The sequence below is a fragment of the Bombilactobacillus sp. ESL1092 genome, assembly GCF_058107465.1.
The window spans coordinates 1,459,086-1,475,735 of sequence record NZ_CM176594.1 but is presented as its reverse complement, the minus strand read 5'-3'; the positions used below and the strand labels follow the sequence as shown (position 1 = coordinate 1,475,735).

Sequence of the window (16,650 nt, the reverse complement as noted above, 5' to 3'; positions counted from 1 at the left end):
ATACCTCCATACCAAACGTTTGTTCTCTCAATCAAGATTATAACTGATTTAAAATCATAATAAAAGCAGCAATTACACTTTTTTGGCGAATGACTTGTCTTGTTCCTTGAAACGCAAACCGCCGAACTTGCACATCTTTGGGTGACTTAACTCCTAGATAGACGGTCCCTGGTTGTTGTTGCTCCAATAAACCTGGTCCAGCCACACCTGTTAAGCCGACCCCCCAATCACTACCAATAATCTGAGCACTGTTTTGCGCCATTTGTTCGGCCGTCCAAGCACTTACCACTCCATAATGTTCTAATAAATCTGCATCAATAGCTAATAATTGAGCTTTCATGGCTAGCGAGTAAGTCACAAAACCACCCGCAAAAACTTGTGAAGCACCAGGTACGGTCGCTAAGGTTGCTTGAAATAAACCAGCGCTTAAACTTTCTGCTGCAGTAATGTTTTGCTTATTGTGCTGCAATCCGCGTACCACTTGTGCTATTAAAGGTTGATAATCAGCCCAATTAAATTGGGGCGGATTCCCTTGACACATCCAAAATTGTTTTATTTCTTCTGACATCCAATCACCCTTTTATTAATTACAAAATTATCTTACTAAATAACTTAAAAAAGCAAAAAACGTCCTATTAACTAACAGGACGTTTCAATTATTTAAAATCAGAATAAAACTGACGATTCTGCCATAAATAATCATATGCCGAATAAACGGTAAAGATTAAACAAATATATAACATAATTAAACCAAACGGAATATTCCAATAAGCAAAAATCGGATCTTTTAACATTAAGAAAACAATTGCCAACATTTGGGTTGCAGTTTTAATTTTACCGGGCATCTGTGCTGCCATGACGGAACCACCCTGTTCCACAATCAATAATCTTAATGTCGTAATCAGTAACTCGCGACAAGCAATAATTGCCACAATCCAAGCCGGAGCTTGGTGCCGAGCTGCCAAATACACGAACGCTGTTAAAACCAACATTTTATCAGCTAACGGATCCATATATTTTCCAAAATTGGTTACCAAATGACGTCCACGCGCAATTTTACCATCAATAAAATCTGTAATAGAAGCTACTACAAAGATAATTGTAGCGATTAATGATTGCCACGTAATGGTCGTTGCTAAAAAACTCACCTGGCCTAAATGAAAATCAATCGACATAAAAATCATAAAGATGGGAATTAAAATAATCCGTAATAAAGTTAATTTATTGGGTAAATTCATTCAGATTACTCCTTAATTTGCATTGTATAGGTATGAACCGTACCAGTTTGATTATCTGGAACTGGCAAGTTTTGATTATTAATCAAAACTTTAGTTACCGCGGCATTACCAGTTTGTACTTGAAATTGTTTTAAATTACTACTCAATTGAACCGTTTGTTCAGAATTAGGCTGTAAAGCTCCCTGCCAAACAGTTTGTCCATTAGCCCGTACCGCAATCCACGCCTGGGCAGAAGTAGCTTGTAATTTAACTTCGTGCTGCGGTTGTTGTGACCAATTTTGAATGGTAAAATGATCAGCCACATCAGCATCTGCCTTTAAAACTAGATTTTTATTGGCAGTTGTTTTTTTAGTTGACTGCTTAGCTACTGGCTTTTTAGTATGCTTTTTCGGCTTTTTAGTCGTTGTTTGTTCCACTTTTTGATGCGAAGTTGGAATTGGATTAGCATTTTGCTTGTGAACTTTCGCTGCCACTAAACAAATTAAAATCACAATAATTAGCACTACTGCTAAAATTACAATCTGTGGCCAATGCCGCTTTAAATTAGGAGCCAAAGCTTCTTTTTTAACCGTTGGTGACTGGACGGGTGTCTCTTCTGGTTGTACTTTAGGAATTTCCGACTGATAGTCCTCAATTAAAGTTTGGCTATCTAACCCAACACTATCCGCATACTGTTTGACAAAAGCACGCACATAAAAATCACCGGGTAATTGATCTAATCGTCCTTCTTCAATTGCCGTTAAATAACGTTTTTGAATTTTAGTTATTTTTTGTAGATCATCAATTGTATAACCCTTTTCCAGCCGTGCATCACGTAATTTATCGCCTAATTCACTCATTGCTCAACCACCATTATATTGAAATTTAAATAACTAATTAATTTAACCAACCACCAGTTACGTACAAAGTTTGACCTGTCAAGTATTGGGCTTTAGGATCCAAAATCGTTCTAATCCAATAACTTAAATCTTGTGGAGTCGCCATTCTTCCTAGCGGAATCTGTTCCACTAGTTGCTGTTTAGCCGGTGGAGTTAGCATTTGATTCATAGTAGTATCCACTGCCCCAGGAGCCAAAACATTGACTGTGATGCCTAAACTAGCCACTTCTTTTGCATAAGCTTTCGCAAAAGCGGTCAAAGCACCTTTAGTGGTACTATACATCACTTCCATTGCACTACCTTGAGCGCCATATACTGAACCTAATAAAACAATTCTGCCACAATGACTGACCGCCAACTTATCTTGCAATTGTTGGATCAAGTGCAATGGAAAAACCACATTAACACGCAAAATTTCCTGCATTTGTGTCAAACTCAACTGATCAAATAACTGATAATTAGTAATTCCTTGTGCCGCAATCAGGGCATCTAAACTAAAGATATTATCAACTATTTGGGCAGTATTTTCAAGCTTCTTGAAATCGGATTTTAAAACCAAAAAATCTTGTTGGGGATATTGCTGCTGTAATTGTTGTTGATCCTGTTGTAATTGCGCAATATGTTCGTTACCTTGAAGATACAATGACCAGCCTGCTTGTGCTAAATCAGCAGCGATAGCTCGGCCCATTCCTCCACTTGCTCCTAAAATTAACGCCCACTTCATTTAATTCGTCTCCGGCTGTAAATAAGTAATGGTCATATTATCTGCTTGAAAAATTGTGGTCGCTAAAGTTTGCAACTTTTCCAAAGAAATCTGATTAATTAATGATGGCATTTGTTCATAACTCAAATCATAAAAGGCCAACTCTGCTGATTCTGTAGCCAAATTTTCCATATAGTCACTCGCAAACAAATAGCTCCCAATACTATCAGCTTTAATCATCTCTAAAGCTGCCGCTGTTAATTCTGCCATAAACTTCTGCTTGAGTAAATACGTGCGTAAAACTTCTCCTAAATGATGGGGCTGGTCAGTTTCTGCACTAATCAAAATAAAGGCATATTGCCGTTCTACAATGACACTATAACCAAAACTATCATCAATCAAGTGCTGTTCTAATAAAGATTGTCTGAATAAGGAGGTTTCGCCTAAAATCAATTCGAATAACAATTCCAATTGATTTTGTAAAATTATCATCTCAGATAAACTAGCTTGGACCATAATTCGTAAACCAATCATCATATGCGGCCGCTGTGCTTTAAAGACAATCTCTTGTGCACTTTTGACAGGATAATCCACTGGCCGATACCGCAAAATAGGTTGCTTAGTTCGTTGCGCAAACTGTTGAATAGCCTGATTATGAGCAATAATTTCGGCCAACTGAGATTCTAACTTTTGTTGATCAATAGCACCAGCTAAATAAATCTGAAAATTACTAGGCACATAATATTGCTGGTAAATCGCTAATAAATTAGCGGCGGTGATTTCTTGAATGGAGCTTAAAGTACCCGCAATATCTTGTGTAATGGGATCATGGGGAAACAAGTTATTTAAAGTGGTTTGCTCCAAAACCCAATCCGGGTTATCGGCATACATCTGAATTTCCTGGGCAATAATCTTTTGTTCTTTTAAAACATTCGCTGCCGTAAAATACGGTCGACTGATCAAATCTAGCAATACTCCCAAATTATTGGCTACTTGTCCTACAGTTTGAAATAAATAAGCTGTTTTGGTATAACTCGTAAAAGCATTGGAATTAGCACCAAATTTAGCAAAAGCTTCGGCACTATCAAAATTAGGTTTGGCAAATAACTTATGTTCAAGAAAATGAGCCGAACCCGGGATAATATTTGATTGATTAGTTATCGTCGAATCTAAGGAACCAAAATCAACCATGGCTAAAGCATAAGTTTGATGAAAATCAGGCTTAATGATTGCTTTAATTGGTAAATTGGCGGAATTATGAATTGTAGTAATTTCTAAAGAACTCATTTATTATCACCTATTAATTGATATTGGGCACTTAACTGTAATTGTGCCGCTAAAGCTTGAACCTCAGCTAATTGCACCGCTTGAATTTGGTGAGCATAGTCACTATCAGGCCAAATAAAGTGGGAGTTAAGTGCCTTTAACAGTAACCGCTCACTTTGGTGAGCAATATTATCAGAATCAATCAGTCGTTGATTAACTAACGCTAATTTTGCATGCTGTAACAACTGCTCATGATCTTGTTCGGCCAATTGCGTGATTTGTTGTTGAATTAGCTCTTGAGCAGTTGCAATTTGCGCGGCTGAAACGCCCGCTTGAATTGTTACCAGTCCTTCAAAAGCATTCACTGTACTATAAATTGAGTAAGCTAAGCCCTTTTGCTCTCGAACATTAATGAACAATAGCGATTGGTCATCACCACCCAACATCATATTGAAGACTTGCCAAACAGCCGCTGCATGCTTGGTAGAACCATGATAAGCCATCACTAATTGGCTCTGCTGAATTGGTTCATGTTGTTGGATACAGACAGGATGTTTTGGTAAAGTTAATAACTGCTGCGCCTTCAAGTTAATTGGTTGCGCGCGGGCCGTTAAAAAATCAAGTTGCTGTAAAAAGGTAGTAGTTGCCTGATCGTGCGGATCACCCACCAACGTCATAATTAATCGATCTTGTTTCATTAAATCATGATATTGTTGACTAACTTGCTCATTAGTCAATTGGTGTAACTGCGTCGAAGAACCAAATGCTGGCACTTGATAATCGGCACTGGCTAATATTTGCTTTAACCCTAAGCTAGCTTTCAACGCATAATCATCTTGCAGTGATTGATAAAAATTAGCTAAATTAGTTTGTTCAAGCTGAAACGCGGATTCCATAAAAAGTTGCTGGTTCGCTTGCAAATTAGGAGCCGCAATTAATTCTGACAATAATTTCAATCCTGGTTGTATTAAACTAGTTGTTTGAAAAGCTGCTGGGGCTGTCACAGCTAACGATAATATATTTAAATTTCGTAAAATACTCGTTTTTCCTGTAATCTCTGCCCCATATAATAAAGATAACTGCCGGGCCAACTGTGCTTGTGTCGTATATCGTTTACTAGAGCGTTGTAATAAGTTGACCAACAATTTACGTTGCGTAGTTTGTGCTTTTTTTTGCGAAGTAACAAAATTAAATTCCCAACGAAACACTTGAAATTTATCAGTCGGTAACCACCACAACTCCACCCCCGGGCGTAATTGTATAATTTTAGGTTCATTCATCTTTTCTAATATCCTCAATTTCTGGGCGATCAATCAATACTTTACGTGACTTAGATCCTTGGGCGGGTCCCACAATTCCACGTTCTTCCATCGCATCAACTAAGCGGGCGGCGCGATTATAACCAATTTGAAACCGCCGTTGTAACATTGATACACTCGCTTTTTGTTCCCGAGCAACTAATTCGACCGCTTCTTGCCAATACTCATCATCAACTTGCTGACTATTAGTCGCTTCTGCTTGGTCACTTGGTAATAGCTGTTCATCATATGCTGCGGCCTGCTGCTGCTTAACAAAATCAACGACGCGTTCCACTTCTTCTGTCGAAATGTATGCTCCTTGAATTCGGCTAGGCTTATTTTGCCCAATGGGTTCAAATAACATATCTCCCCGTCCTAGCAATTTTTCCGCGCCAGGTGAATCTAAAATTGTGCGTGAATCAATATTGCTAGAAACAGCAAACGCCATTCGGGAAGGAATGTTGGCCTTAATTAAACCGGTAATCACATCAACTGATGGTCTTTGTGTTGCTAAAATCAGGTGCATTCCAGCTGCGCGCGCTTTTTGGGCTAGCCGCACAATTGAATTTTCTACATCACGGCCAGCAACCATCATCAAATCGGACAATTCATCAACTACAATAATAATATAAGGTAATTTTTCCTTGACGGGTTTAGTTTTATCTTGATTATTTTGTTCAACAGCTTGATTATACTCCTCAATCTTGCGATAACCGGTTTGTTCAAATAATTGGTACCGGCGTTCCATTTCTTGGACCGCTTTTTGAAGAGCACTATTAGCTTTTTTAGCATCGGTCACTACCGGGATTAATAAATGCGGAATGCCATTATACATACTTAACTCAACCATTTTGGGATCAATTAGAATCATTTTCACTACCTGCGGACTAGCTTGCATTAATAGACCCGTAATAATCGTATTAATCGCCACTGATTTACCACTACCGGTGGAACCCGCAATTAGTAAATGCGGTAATTGCGCCAAATCACACATTGCAATTTGTCCATAGACATCTTTGCCCAAGGGAACAGTCAAAACCTGTTGCGCATGCTCTGGTTGATTTTCAATAATTTCGCGAAAGGAAACCATAGAAGGCGTTTGGTTCGGGACCTCAATGCCAATATAAGGCTTGCCAGGAATAGGGGCTTCAATACGCAAGTCTTTGGCGGCCAAGGCCAGAGCTAAATCGTCCGCTAAATTAACAATACGACTGACTTTAACACCAACTGCCGGCTGAATTTCGTACTTCGTAACTGTGGGCCCCAGCGTAGCTTTTTTAACTTCCACTTCAACTCCAAAACTAGCTAAGGTTTCTTTTAATTTTTTCCGATTTTGATCAATTAATGCATACTCCTGCGATTGATCTGCTGGCGGAACTTGTTTGAGCAACGAAAGATCTGGCAATTGATAATCTTCATTGGATACGCTACTAGTGACTGGTTGTAAATTGGGGGTTACCGGTTTTAAAGTTGGGGGCGTTTCAATTTTAAAATCATCATCCCCTTGAGTTGCTGGCTCAGTTTTAGGAACAGCTGGCTGATTGTGATCTGAACTTTCAGTTGCAGAACGTTGCGGTTTTAATTTTCGATTCGTTAAATGTGGCTCATGAACTGGCTGTTCTTGATAAGCTGTTTTTAAATAATTACCTAACCATTGACAACCACTAATCATTTTTTGAAACACCATTACTACTTGCTTAATCTGCACATTTAAAATCATTAGTATCCCACAGATTAGTAATAAACCACATAATAAGTAAGTTCCGGGCATCGAAAATAATTCTTGGAACAGTGTCAGTAACCAAGCACCCAGCATTCCACCACCAACATTTGAAGCCACTTGATTAATAGCTATATCTCCCGCTAACATGCGCCACGTGATATGAACTAAATCATGACTTAATTGTAATTGTTTAAACAAAGCCGCATGCATTAACGTTAATAAACTGCTAGTAACAAAGATGATTCCCCATAATTGTTTACCAGCTAAGCGCGGTATCCGCCCCAAAACAAACATACTAAGTCCAACAATAGTTACTACAACCGCTAACACTTGAAATCCGTTACCAACTAAAATGCGGTATAAATTAGCACAAAAGCGCCCAACTAGACCTAATTTAAAATCCGCCAAAATTGAAAGCAATACTAGTGCTAAGCCCACCAAATTGATAACATAATCCGCTTCTTTTACTTGTGCATGTTTTTTACGCTTCTTCTTACTAGTTTGTACCGCTTTTTTACGAACCATTTTCTTCTCCCATTAACATTACTTGACTAATCGTTGAACAAGCACAGTCATTAAAATAATGTTTTTTAACCAGTCTCTAGAATTTAAATGATCTCTCGTTACTTACTACCGGTTTGTATTATCCACTATTTTTAGTGTCTCATAATATAGTATTAAAAAAGCCGACCAAGTACCAGCCCGCTTACCTTTTTTTACCAATCTTTATCAAAATTAATGTTGCTTGAGTAAATTTAACACAACTGTTTTAACTTGCGGACGCAGAATCCACAACAAACTAAAATAAATTACTACGCCTAAAATCACTTCTAATAATAGCGTAACAATGTTAAAGCTTAACCACAAGTTCAGTGGATAAACCACTAAGAACATGATACTACCAGCTAAAAAGGCTTTCCAGCAATCTCCAAACAATTCTTTCCAAGAAACTACTTTTCTGAGTGCAAATAATTCATAAAGTAAGATACTACTTTCCACTATTACCATGGCAAAGGTGGCACCTATTTGTCCAAAAAATTTGGCTAATGGTGGATTCAACAATAAACTCACCAGCGCTCCTACTAAAATTGCTTTCGTATAAGTTGCTGTTTGATTAGTAGGAATTAAATATTGATTACCCAACACATTTTCCCAGGCAATAATGACAATCACCACTGCTTCTAGCATCGTTAATACACTCACAACTTGATAATGTTGACCTAGAAAAAACGGAATAAATTTGGGTGCAATGGCAGCCAAACCAAACATAATTGGTACAGCCAAATAACTAATTCCGTTAAATAACAAACATAGATAACGTTTGACTTTAGTCAAATTGCCTTGAGCAAACATTTGCGCCATTCGTGGTAACATGACGGTTCCTACCGCCGTGACCACCGCTAATGCTAAGCGGACAATTCGATCAGCGTAGTCAAACATCCCTGCAGCAGTAACTGAAACTAACCAACCCAGAATAGTTTTGTTAAACGAAGTATATAAGGATACTGAAATTTGGGGTATAAAAAACAGTAAGGCTTGACGGAAATGCTTAGAAAAATGCAATGGCCATTGCGGCCAAACCACATAGTTTTTGAGATAAGTAAACATAGATAAATTACCTAACAATTGGGCTACAGAAGTAATAAGAATATAGATGACTGTATCTGCTTTCGACTTAACCAAAATAAAAATTAAAACCAAGGAAATGAGTTTGACCACAAAGTTACGCATCACCGTCACTTTAAAATTTTCTAAGCCCATAAAAAACCACGAAATATCAAATGCCGTGGCAATAATTAAAACAGATTGTGCCATGTAAGCCATGACATATTGCTTCTGTCCTATTAATAAGAGCGCAAATAACCCCAGGGTTACAAACATCATAATAAGTCGTAAACTAAATAATTCCCAAAAAATTTGTGATAATGTGCGTCGATCTTGGCGATGATAAGCCACCTCTCGGTTGCCGTAAACTGATATTCCTAACGAAGCCAGTAATACAAAATATTGCGTATTGGAAGCCGTAAAGGCCACAATACCAGAATTTTTTGCTCCCAAAATGCGGGCAATATATGGCATCGTGACTAACGGAATTAGTAATACAAAAATTTGGTAAACTGCGTTATATAAATAGTTCTTAATTAACTGCACTACTAAAATCTCCCATTGTTTTAATTTTTTTCAAACGATGATTTATGGGGTAATCTTTGCTCCAAAATTCCCGCCAAATTATTCTGCACATCCAGTAATTGTGTCGTTGTCATTGGAACATCATTCACACAAATAGTTTTACAATGCCGATCAGTTAAAGCTGTTTGAATAGCAGGCAAGTCAGTTAATGGTAAATATTTACCAAAACGATAGCTGCGCGGTTGAAATTGTCCCGTGCACAGCTGCCAGTAACGAACCAACCAAATGGTCAGATCACCATTTGAGCGCAAGCGGTGTTTGTTAGTTTGTAAAAATTGTTGAGGAAATTGTTCTGCCAAAGCTTGTAACACACTTTTTTTGAGTGATAGTGGAATATGAAAGTCCATAAAACCACTAAACTTGGTATAAGGCAACAAAAACAAAGTCCGTAAATTATAGGGGCCGTTACGCCAATTAAAAAATTTTGACCAATAGTTTTTTACCACTGCTTTTTGGGTAAATTGCGAGTTAATCAACTTGACATCATTAGCCATCGAGCTTTCAATTCCATCAATCTCTGGGCAAATGGGGGATAAAGCGGCGGTATCTTTAGGTAAATCATGCACAAAAAAATCTGTAGGTTGCACTGGTCGGGTTAACAACGTATCGTCATTAAATAAAATAAAATTTTCGGACAATTCAGCTATTTGGTATAGATTCATTTCAATCACATTGGAATTAAAAGTCGGAAGAAATTCCGTTGGAATAAAGTCGCGATGATCAACGACTTGTAACTTTGCATGATGCTCAACTAGCCACTGTGGCACTTGTTGATCCGTTATTAAAAAAATTTTGTGAATCCATGGCGCAAAATCAGCTAAAGAACGCAAGACATACTTTAAGGTATCAAAATCTCGGTACCGTGCTGCTCCATTTAAAAACTGATCTGCTTGGGGTTGATAATGATTTTTTTTAGCTAACCACTTAGGATCATTGTCATTAACCCAAGTAATTACAGCATCAATATTTGCCTCGGACATCATTTACTCTCCTTTTGGGCCGAATCGTTCATAAACCAAATTAATAAACCAATATTGTACTGAAAATAATTTAAACGCGATTCCATTAAACTAACGAGACAAACAACGACGACTAAGGCAAATAGTTGAAAATTATGTCGTTGAATTAAGCGTTTGATGACAGCGCTGAGATAGCCTAGAAAAATAATAATGGAAATCAGACCCGTCCGCATTAAAATGGAAAAATAAGAATTATCGATGACGTTGCGGTTTAAATCTTGATAAAAACCACTTCCAGTGGGGATAAATTGTCCCCAAATAGTCACCGGATAATAATTCCAAACGTTATTCATGTAAGCTAAACGATTGGATAATAATTCATTCAAACGCCAATAAAAATTACTGCCCGAAAAGTTAGTAATCAAACCAACTGAAATCCCAGTCAAAACCCAAGGTAACACCATCCACATTAAGGTCCATGTTTTAGATAGACCGGCCGATTGCTGCCAATTAAAATACAAATTAAACAGCAATAACACCACTAATCCTAATTCGGTGGAGCGTGAATCAACCATAACCATATTCCATATAAAAACTGCAAGAATGGTGAAATTAACCAGGTAAGGATGCTTGCGCCCGTAAAGAAACGCTAAATCACCCATCAAAGCCAGCAACATTTGTCCCGTCGTATTCGGATGATCAAATCCTAACGAAGAACGTAAGCCACTACCATTACGATTCAATAAGAGATTGGGAATGAGGTGCATAATTGACAAAAGTATAACTAAACTGACCGCCACAAGCCGCATTAACCAATCTTTTTTAACAAAAGCTCTAACGGGCACATTTTGTGCACTAAAAATAAAGACAATTAACACAATAAAGACGGTTGTATGTGACGTCACGGAAACCATGATCGCCATGATCATGCTCCCCACCAAAACTAAAAATTCAGTTAAAGAATAAGTGCGCCAAAGTAAAAAGGGACCAAACCCCAGCATGGAAACAATCAAAAAAGGAAATTGCAGTGTCGTGGTTAGCCCTAAATTACTCGTCATTAATACAATATAACCAAATAAGTAAATACCGTACATATTCAGCCAAATTTTAGACCTCAATTCCCATTGCACTAATTATAATCTCCTTTGAGTTACTTACAGTTTCCATTACACTCACATTACCTAGCTGCTGACTGCAGCAAAATTTTATTGATAAATCTGACTAAACTGCTGTTGAAACCGATCCAAACGGTTAATTTGCTGAGCTTTTTGCTGGGCCGCTACAGCTTTAGAATGATACAAAGTTGGCGATTGTAAGAGTTGCATAATGGACGTTACAAATTCTGTCTTTGTCTGCACTAAAGCTCCACAAGTGGAATCAACAATTTCAACAAGCCCCCCAACCGGTGGAGCAATCACTGGTTTGGCCAGTAACAAACTTTCCAACGCCACTAAACCGAAACCTTCATAATCAGAAGTGATGACTAATAACTTAGTAGCATTAAGATATACATACTGCTCTTTTTGAAAGCCCAATAAAGTAATATTATTTTGCAATCCTTCTTGCCTAATCATTTTTTGTAATTGCGTCATTAAAGGCCCTGAGCCTAACATTGCTGCTTGTAAATCAGGCTTTCTTTTAACTAGTTCTGCCATAACGGCGACAAATTTCAAAGGTTGCTTAGCCGCCACTAATCGTCCAACAAATAAGCAATCCCACTGCTTCTTCAGTGTTTGAGAGGACTGTAATTGTTGCTTAATGCTTTGTGGATTAATCACATTTTCAATAGCTGTAAATTTATCAGCAATCAGTTTCTTGAATAAAAATTCATCTAAAACAGCTTTTGACACTCCAATCACTCGGTCGTAACTCAAGCTACTGACTGCATATAATAATGACCGCCACGTCAAATGTGTCATTTGGGGATCATTACTATGCAATTGGGAAATAATTTGAATTTGGCTTTGATGACAATAATGAGCATTAGCTGCTAAACACAAACTGGCGACCACATCATGACCTTGAACAATATCTGGCTGATATTGTTCAATCACTTGTCGGACAATCCTAGGAGTTAATTGCTGAACAATAATATGTTGAACATGAGCTGCACTTAAATAGTCATCAATTACTCCTGATGGTGAAACATAAGCTTGCTGATAGCCAGGAACTAAGGTGCAAATATTTAAAACCGTACTTTCCAAGCCACTAAAAATATTTGTACGCACAAAATGTAGAATCTTTTTCACAATAGTTTCCTCATGAATTATATAATTGGTAATATTTTTTAACCATCCGTCGTACATCATAATTCTGCAGCACGCTTTTTTTGGCAGCTGTACTATATAAATCAGGTTGCTTTAATAACTCGTTTAATGCCGCCACAGCTTGCGGTAAATCGGCAACCACCAAGCCTGTTTGCTGATCCTGAATCACTGCTTGATTACTAGCAATGTTACTGACTATGCAGCTATTCTGGCAATACATCGCTTCTAATAATGCCAATGATAATCCTTCCCATTTAGACAATAAAATGAAAATTGACGTTTGTTTGAGAATAGCCAATACTTGCTCGTGCGCTAACCAACCTAAAACTTGAATATTTGGCGCCGTTAATTGTGACCTTAAGGGTCCATCACCCAACCACAAAAACTGTTGTTGCGGAAACTTTTGCGCTAACTGATTAAAAAACTGCGGATTTTTTTGTTCACTAATGCGCCCTACCGTTACAATCGCATGCTGATATGGCAAATCAGTTGGCTGAATTGGATCAATTGCTTGGACGTCAATACCATTATTGATACATTGTACATTTTTAGTAACTTTTTGAGCTTGCTGGTACTCACTGAAACTCACCGTGACTGTTTGCACACGTTTGCGGTATCCTAATAATTTTTCAGCCCAAAAATATAAATTTAATTGGGGCTTTGACTGCGGTGCGTTTAAAAAACTATAACCATGTGGTGTGTAAAAAATTTTGGTTTGTGCATTAAATGGTAACAAGCGACCTAAAAAGCCCGCCTTAGAAGAATTCAAATGTACAATATCGGGCTGTAAAGTTTTAAGTAGTTGATACAAGTGACAATATGCGCGACTATCGGCTATCAAATTTAAACTGCGTTGAAAGTCTTTAATTTCAATTAATTTGATCTGACTTGAAAACAGGTCAGCCACATTCTCGGGTGTTTGCGCGCGGCGACCATACAGAATGATAATTTCAAAATCTCCAATTAATCCTTGCGTTAACTCCCGTAAAAAAGTTAACACCCCGCCACCAAAGGATTCCACAATATAAACTAATCGTCGTTTCAACTTAATAAGCTCCTACGTGTTTAATGACACTGATAATACTTTTCCAAAAAATCCAAAAATCAAAGCTAAAAGAGGCATTTTTAACATAATATAACTCCAAGGAGCAGCGTCTGGGATAAGGAATATTACTGCGACCACAAGCCTGCCAATATCCTACAATCCCGGGGCGCATCGACAGTAATTGTTTAATTCTTTGGGGCGTTCGATAATTCCGCAATTCTGATGGAACTAACGGTCGCGGACCAATCAAACTCATTTCACCTTTTAAAATATTCCAAAATTGTGGTAGTTCGTCTAATGACCACTTACGCAAGAAAATTCCCACTTTAGTCACGCGTGGATCTTGCTCAATCGGAATTTTATAGTCATTAGCAACATACAATTGATTTAATTGCGGATCATTTTTTAATAATACATCGGCACCAACAACCATTGTTCTTAATTTATAAATCGTAAATAATTGGCCATTTTTACCCACACGCTGTTGCCGATAAAAAATGGACTGGTAGTCACCATGCATTACATAAATTAATTTGATAATTAGCGCTGCTATTACCAGGACTAGTAGACCAATAATTGCAAATATAATATCGCATAATCGTTTACTAATTAGATAAAATTTAATGTTTAATCCTTTGTCAGAAGTATTCCATGTTTTTGTAGTCAGTTTAAATTGTGGCTTAACTTTACGTTCCTCCACTATTTTCTTATTCCCCTTTCATCAGGTTATACTATTTTAATTGTTGTTTTAATGCTTGTTGCACCTGTAATTTGACCGTCTTAGAACTAGTAGGCAGTAATTGATACTTTTTGACGTGTTGCGTAACACCACGATAATGCAGTGTCAAATGTTGAAAGTCGGCAAATGTCAAATTAGTTTGGACATTATCTTCCAAACTATTGAGCAGGTCTGAATAACTAGTTAAAGTTTGGGGCTGATAAATTTTCCGAATCAAAGCTTGAACAACTTGATCTTGACGTTGTTGACGTACAGTGGCACCAACGGCCACATAACGGATTACTTTTTGACCATCAAAAGGCGTTTTTTGTGGAGCCGATTGCCCCGTTAAGGATAAGTAATTCATTTGAATGCCCCCAACGTTATCTACCAAGCGACCTAAGCCCGGTAAATTTAAAGCAAAGTAATAATCTACTGGAATTTTTAGGTAATTTTGAACTAAATTAATGACCAAGTTAATATCTTTTTGATTGTAGGCTTGTCCTAACAAAACTTTTTGCTTTTGCGAAGAAACAGCAATTTTTTCACTTAAACTAGTCAAGGTCACGGTTTTAGTTTGCGGATTCAAAGTTGCTACAGTTAGCGAAGGCAGAGAACTGTGGCTCACCTTGCGCGAATTATTAATTCCCAATAGCAAAATAGAAATTGGTCGCTGTTGTTTGATGGTTGACTGAGTCGTATGTCGTAAATTGTGCGCAGCTTTAGGATGATAAATATTTTTACTAGCAGAATAAACATCATAATATAATTGTGCGGCGTAAGTGACACTACCAACAACCACTAAACTAATCACTATGACAATAAAACTTTTCAACCAATGTTTGACTTGTTTACCCATTATTTTACCTTCCAATCAATTTAACAATTGTGAAGCTATTGTAGATTTTAACCGTAGTAATACCCAGATTGTGCTTGCATAGCATAGTCATTACAAATTACGCCAAAGATTGTGGAGTGTACTAAATTCAAGGTTTCTTGCGCTTGCATCAATGATTTTTTAGTAGTCATTCCCGGACGAACCACTAACAACGAGCCTGTAACTTGCCGCGACAAGATTTGTGCATCTGTTACCGCCAAAACAGGTGGAGCATCAAAAATTACCAAATCAAACTTAGTTTCCATTTGCTGCACGAGATGCTGCAAATTATTGGAATTAAGCAATTCTGCTGGATTAGGTGGCCGAAAACCACTAGTAATTAATGATAAGTTGGGAATTTTAGTTTCTTGAATACAGTCAGTTAGGCTAACTTGATCAACTAACAAATTGCTGAGTCCGCTTTGATTATTGATGTTAAAAGTCCGATGTACCGTTGAACGGCGCATATCCGCGTCCACTAATAAAACGCGTTGTGCTGCTTGCGCAAAGACCACTGCTAAATTAGCAGCCACTGTGGACTTACCTTCACCTAAACTTGGAGAAGTTAACATCATGGAATATAAAGGGTGATCTTTAGTCGCAACAAATTGTAAATTAGTTCGAATCGTACGAAATTGTTCCGTGATTGGCGATTGCGGTTTAAAAAAGCTAATCAAACTCACTCCATTTAATTGCTCTCGATCATGAGTATGTGATCTGTACTTCTTAAACATCAATTCACTCTCCTATTGTGAAATAACTTAACTATTTTTGAGTAAAGATTCTTGATTTTCAGACAATCGTAATTGCTTTTTGGAAATTTTCGCAACCCGCCCCATAATTGGTAATGCTAATTCTTGTTTGATAAATTGTTCGTCCTTCACCGTTTGATCGGTTAATTCCAAAAGAATACTTAAAAAGAGCCCTGACAATAATCCCAGGAAGCTGCCTAAGCCTAGAAATAACATTTTAGGAGGAAAAGTCGGCTTCTGGGGTAATTTAGCTTGTGAAATAATTGCAATCTTATCTACATTTAAGTATCGTTGAACATTTTTTTGAAACATCTGTGCTAATAAATTAGCTGTTTCCGTTGCTGCAAAACGATCTTTATCTGTTACTACAATGCTAAACATCAGTGAATTAGGTGCTTGTTTAATCTTAACTTCTTTTTTCACCTGCGCACTACTGCGATGTACGCCTAATTGATCAAGGTGGGTTACCGTTTGTTCAAGTACCACATCCCCCGTCACAAACTCCTTATACGTATTAACTAATTGCAAATTATTATTGACATCATTATCTGTTTGCTGTGACTGATGAGGTAAAGTTGCCACCACTTGTGTTTGCGCTTGGTACTGCGGTTTTAAAATTACAAACGTTAAAATAGCCGCCACGCCCAATCCGACAATGACACAATTAATCAACATTTGCCAATGTTTTTTAATAATTAAGTCTAAACGAAGTAGATTAATTGTTGGATTCAAATTC

16 protein-coding genes are annotated in these 16,650 nt (G+C 37.5%); all 16 read right to left on the bottom strand.

The genetic code is table 11. The features are described from left to right. Positions 1–37: 37 nt before the first annotated feature. The gene (locus tag AC3B6Y_RS06885) at positions 38–568 is read right to left on the bottom strand and encodes a CinA family protein (protein WP_489790798.1); all 531 of its coding nucleotides are present in this window, start codon (positions 566–568) and stop codon (positions 38–40) included. A gap of 88 nt (positions 569–656) precedes the next feature. After that, positions 657–1,238 (bottom strand): CDP-diacylglycerol--glycerol-3-phosphate 3-phosphatidyltransferase, encoded by a 582-nt coding sequence (gene pgsA / locus AC3B6Y_RS06880; protein ID WP_489790796.1) that lies wholly within the window; start codon positions 1,236–1,238, stop codon positions 657–659. 5 nt (positions 1,239–1,243) lie between these two features. Beyond that, positions 1,244–2,077: a helix-turn-helix domain-containing protein gene (locus tag AC3B6Y_RS06875; protein ID WP_489790794.1), complete on the bottom strand. Its 834-nt coding sequence runs from the start codon at positions 2,075–2,077 to the stop codon at positions 1,244–1,246. A 37-nt stretch (positions 2,078–2,114) separates the two neighbouring features. Further along, on the bottom strand, positions 2,115–2,840 hold the full coding sequence (gene ymfI / locus AC3B6Y_RS06870; RefSeq protein ID WP_489790792.1) for an elongation factor P 5-aminopentanone reductase: 726 nt from the start codon (positions 2,838–2,840) through the stop codon (positions 2,115–2,117). Beyond that, complete coding sequence (yfmH, locus tag AC3B6Y_RS06865; protein WP_489790790.1) at positions 2,841–4,106, bottom strand: EF-P 5-aminopentanol modification-associated protein YfmH; 1,266 nt, start codon at positions 4,104–4,106, stop codon at positions 2,841–2,843. Next, positions 4,103–5,365, bottom strand: a complete 1,263-nt coding sequence (locus tag AC3B6Y_RS06860) for a M16 family metallopeptidase (protein WP_489790789.1) — start codon at positions 5,363–5,365, stop codon at positions 4,103–4,105. The genes yfmH and AC3B6Y_RS06860 overlap by 4 nt, the downstream gene beginning before the upstream one ends. Next, positions 5,358–7,631 (bottom strand): DNA translocase FtsK, encoded by a 2,274-nt coding sequence (locus AC3B6Y_RS06855; protein WP_489790787.1) that lies wholly within the window; start codon positions 7,629–7,631, stop codon positions 5,358–5,360. The genes AC3B6Y_RS06860 and AC3B6Y_RS06855 overlap by 8 nt, the downstream gene beginning before the upstream one ends. A gap of 210 nt (positions 7,632–7,841) precedes the next feature. Next, positions 7,842–9,257 carry an oligosaccharide flippase family protein gene (locus AC3B6Y_RS06850; RefSeq protein WP_489790785.1) on the bottom strand — a complete coding sequence of 472 codons (1,416 nt, stop codon included), beginning with the start codon at positions 9,255–9,257 and terminating at the stop codon, positions 7,842–7,844. 20 nt (positions 9,258–9,277) lie between these two features. Next, the gene (locus tag AC3B6Y_RS06845) at positions 9,278–10,276 is read right to left on the bottom strand and encodes a Stealth CR1 domain-containing protein (protein ID WP_489769105.1); all 999 of its coding nucleotides are present in this window, start codon (positions 10,274–10,276) and stop codon (positions 9,278–9,280) included. After that, entirely contained in the window at positions 10,276–11,349 is a 1,074-nt protein-coding gene (locus AC3B6Y_RS06840; protein WP_489790783.1) for a hypothetical protein, read from the bottom strand. The genes AC3B6Y_RS06845 and AC3B6Y_RS06840 overlap by 1 nt, the downstream gene beginning before the upstream one ends. Positions 11,350–11,460: 111 nt before the next feature. Then, positions 11,461–12,504: a glycosyltransferase gene (locus AC3B6Y_RS06835; protein ID WP_489790781.1), complete on the bottom strand. Its 1,044-nt coding sequence runs from the start codon at positions 12,502–12,504 to the stop codon at positions 11,461–11,463. A 10-nt stretch (positions 12,505–12,514) separates the two neighbouring features. Next, positions 12,515–13,567 carry a glycosyltransferase gene (locus tag AC3B6Y_RS06830; RefSeq protein WP_489790779.1) on the bottom strand — a complete coding sequence of 351 codons (1,053 nt, stop codon included), beginning with the start codon at positions 13,565–13,567 and terminating at the stop codon, positions 12,515–12,517. Between the two features lies 1 nt (position 13,568). After that, on the bottom strand, positions 13,569–14,177 hold the full coding sequence (locus tag AC3B6Y_RS06825; protein WP_489791514.1) for a sugar transferase: 609 nt from the start codon (positions 14,175–14,177) through the stop codon (positions 13,569–13,571). Positions 14,178–14,298: 121 nt separating this feature from the next. Next, complete coding sequence (locus AC3B6Y_RS06820) at positions 14,299–15,144, bottom strand: LCP family glycopolymer transferase (RefSeq protein WP_489757341.1); 846 nt, start codon at positions 15,142–15,144, stop codon at positions 14,299–14,301. Between the two features lie 47 nt (positions 15,145–15,191). Beyond that, positions 15,192–15,896, bottom strand: a complete 705-nt coding sequence (locus AC3B6Y_RS06815) for a CpsD/CapB family tyrosine-protein kinase (protein WP_489769110.1) — start codon at positions 15,894–15,896, stop codon at positions 15,192–15,194. 27 nt (positions 15,897–15,923) lie between these two features. Beyond that, positions 15,924–16,646, bottom strand: coding sequence for a YveK family protein (locus AC3B6Y_RS06810; RefSeq protein WP_489790008.1), 723 nt, complete (start codon positions 16,644–16,646; stop codon positions 15,924–15,926). Positions 16,647–16,650: the final 4 nt, after the last annotated feature.

Excerpts from the sequence above, each read along its gene's own strand:
- AC3B6Y_RS06885 (WP_489790798.1), bottom strand. The coding sequence starts at position 568 with ATGTCAGAAGAAATAAAACAATTTTGGATGTGTCAAGGGAATCCGCCC.
- pgsA (WP_489790796.1), bottom strand. The coding sequence starts at position 1,238 with ATGAATTTACCCAATAAATTAACTTTATTACGGATTATTTTAATTCCC.
- AC3B6Y_RS06875 (WP_489790794.1), bottom strand. The coding sequence starts at position 2,077 with ATGAGTGAATTAGGCGATAAATTACGTGATGCACGGCTGGAAAAGGGT.
- ymfI (WP_489790792.1), bottom strand. The coding sequence starts at position 2,840 with ATGAAGTGGGCGTTAATTTTAGGAGCAAGTGGAGGAATGGGCCGAGCT.
- yfmH (WP_489790790.1), bottom strand. The coding sequence starts at position 4,106 with ATGAGTTCTTTAGAAATTACTACAATTCATAATTCCGCCAATTTACCA.
- AC3B6Y_RS06860 (WP_489790789.1), bottom strand. The coding sequence starts at position 5,365 with ATGAATGAACCTAAAATTATACAATTACGCCCGGGGGTGGAGTTGTGG.
- AC3B6Y_RS06855 (WP_489790787.1), bottom strand. The coding sequence starts at position 7,631 with ATGGTTCGTAAAAAAGCGGTACAAACTAGTAAGAAGAAGCGTAAAAAA.
- AC3B6Y_RS06845 (WP_489769105.1), bottom strand. The coding sequence starts at position 10,276 with ATGTCCGAGGCAAATATTGATGCTGTAATTACTTGGGTTAATGACAAT.
- AC3B6Y_RS06840 (WP_489790783.1), bottom strand. The coding sequence starts at position 11,349 with ATGTACGGTATTTACTTATTTGGTTATATTGTATTAATGACGAGTAAT.
- AC3B6Y_RS06820 (WP_489757341.1), bottom strand. The coding sequence starts at position 15,144 with ATGGGTAAACAAGTCAAACATTGGTTGAAAAGTTTTATTGTCATAGTG.
- AC3B6Y_RS06815 (WP_489769110.1), bottom strand. The coding sequence starts at position 15,896 with ATGTTTAAGAAGTACAGATCACATACTCATGATCGAGAGCAATTAAAT.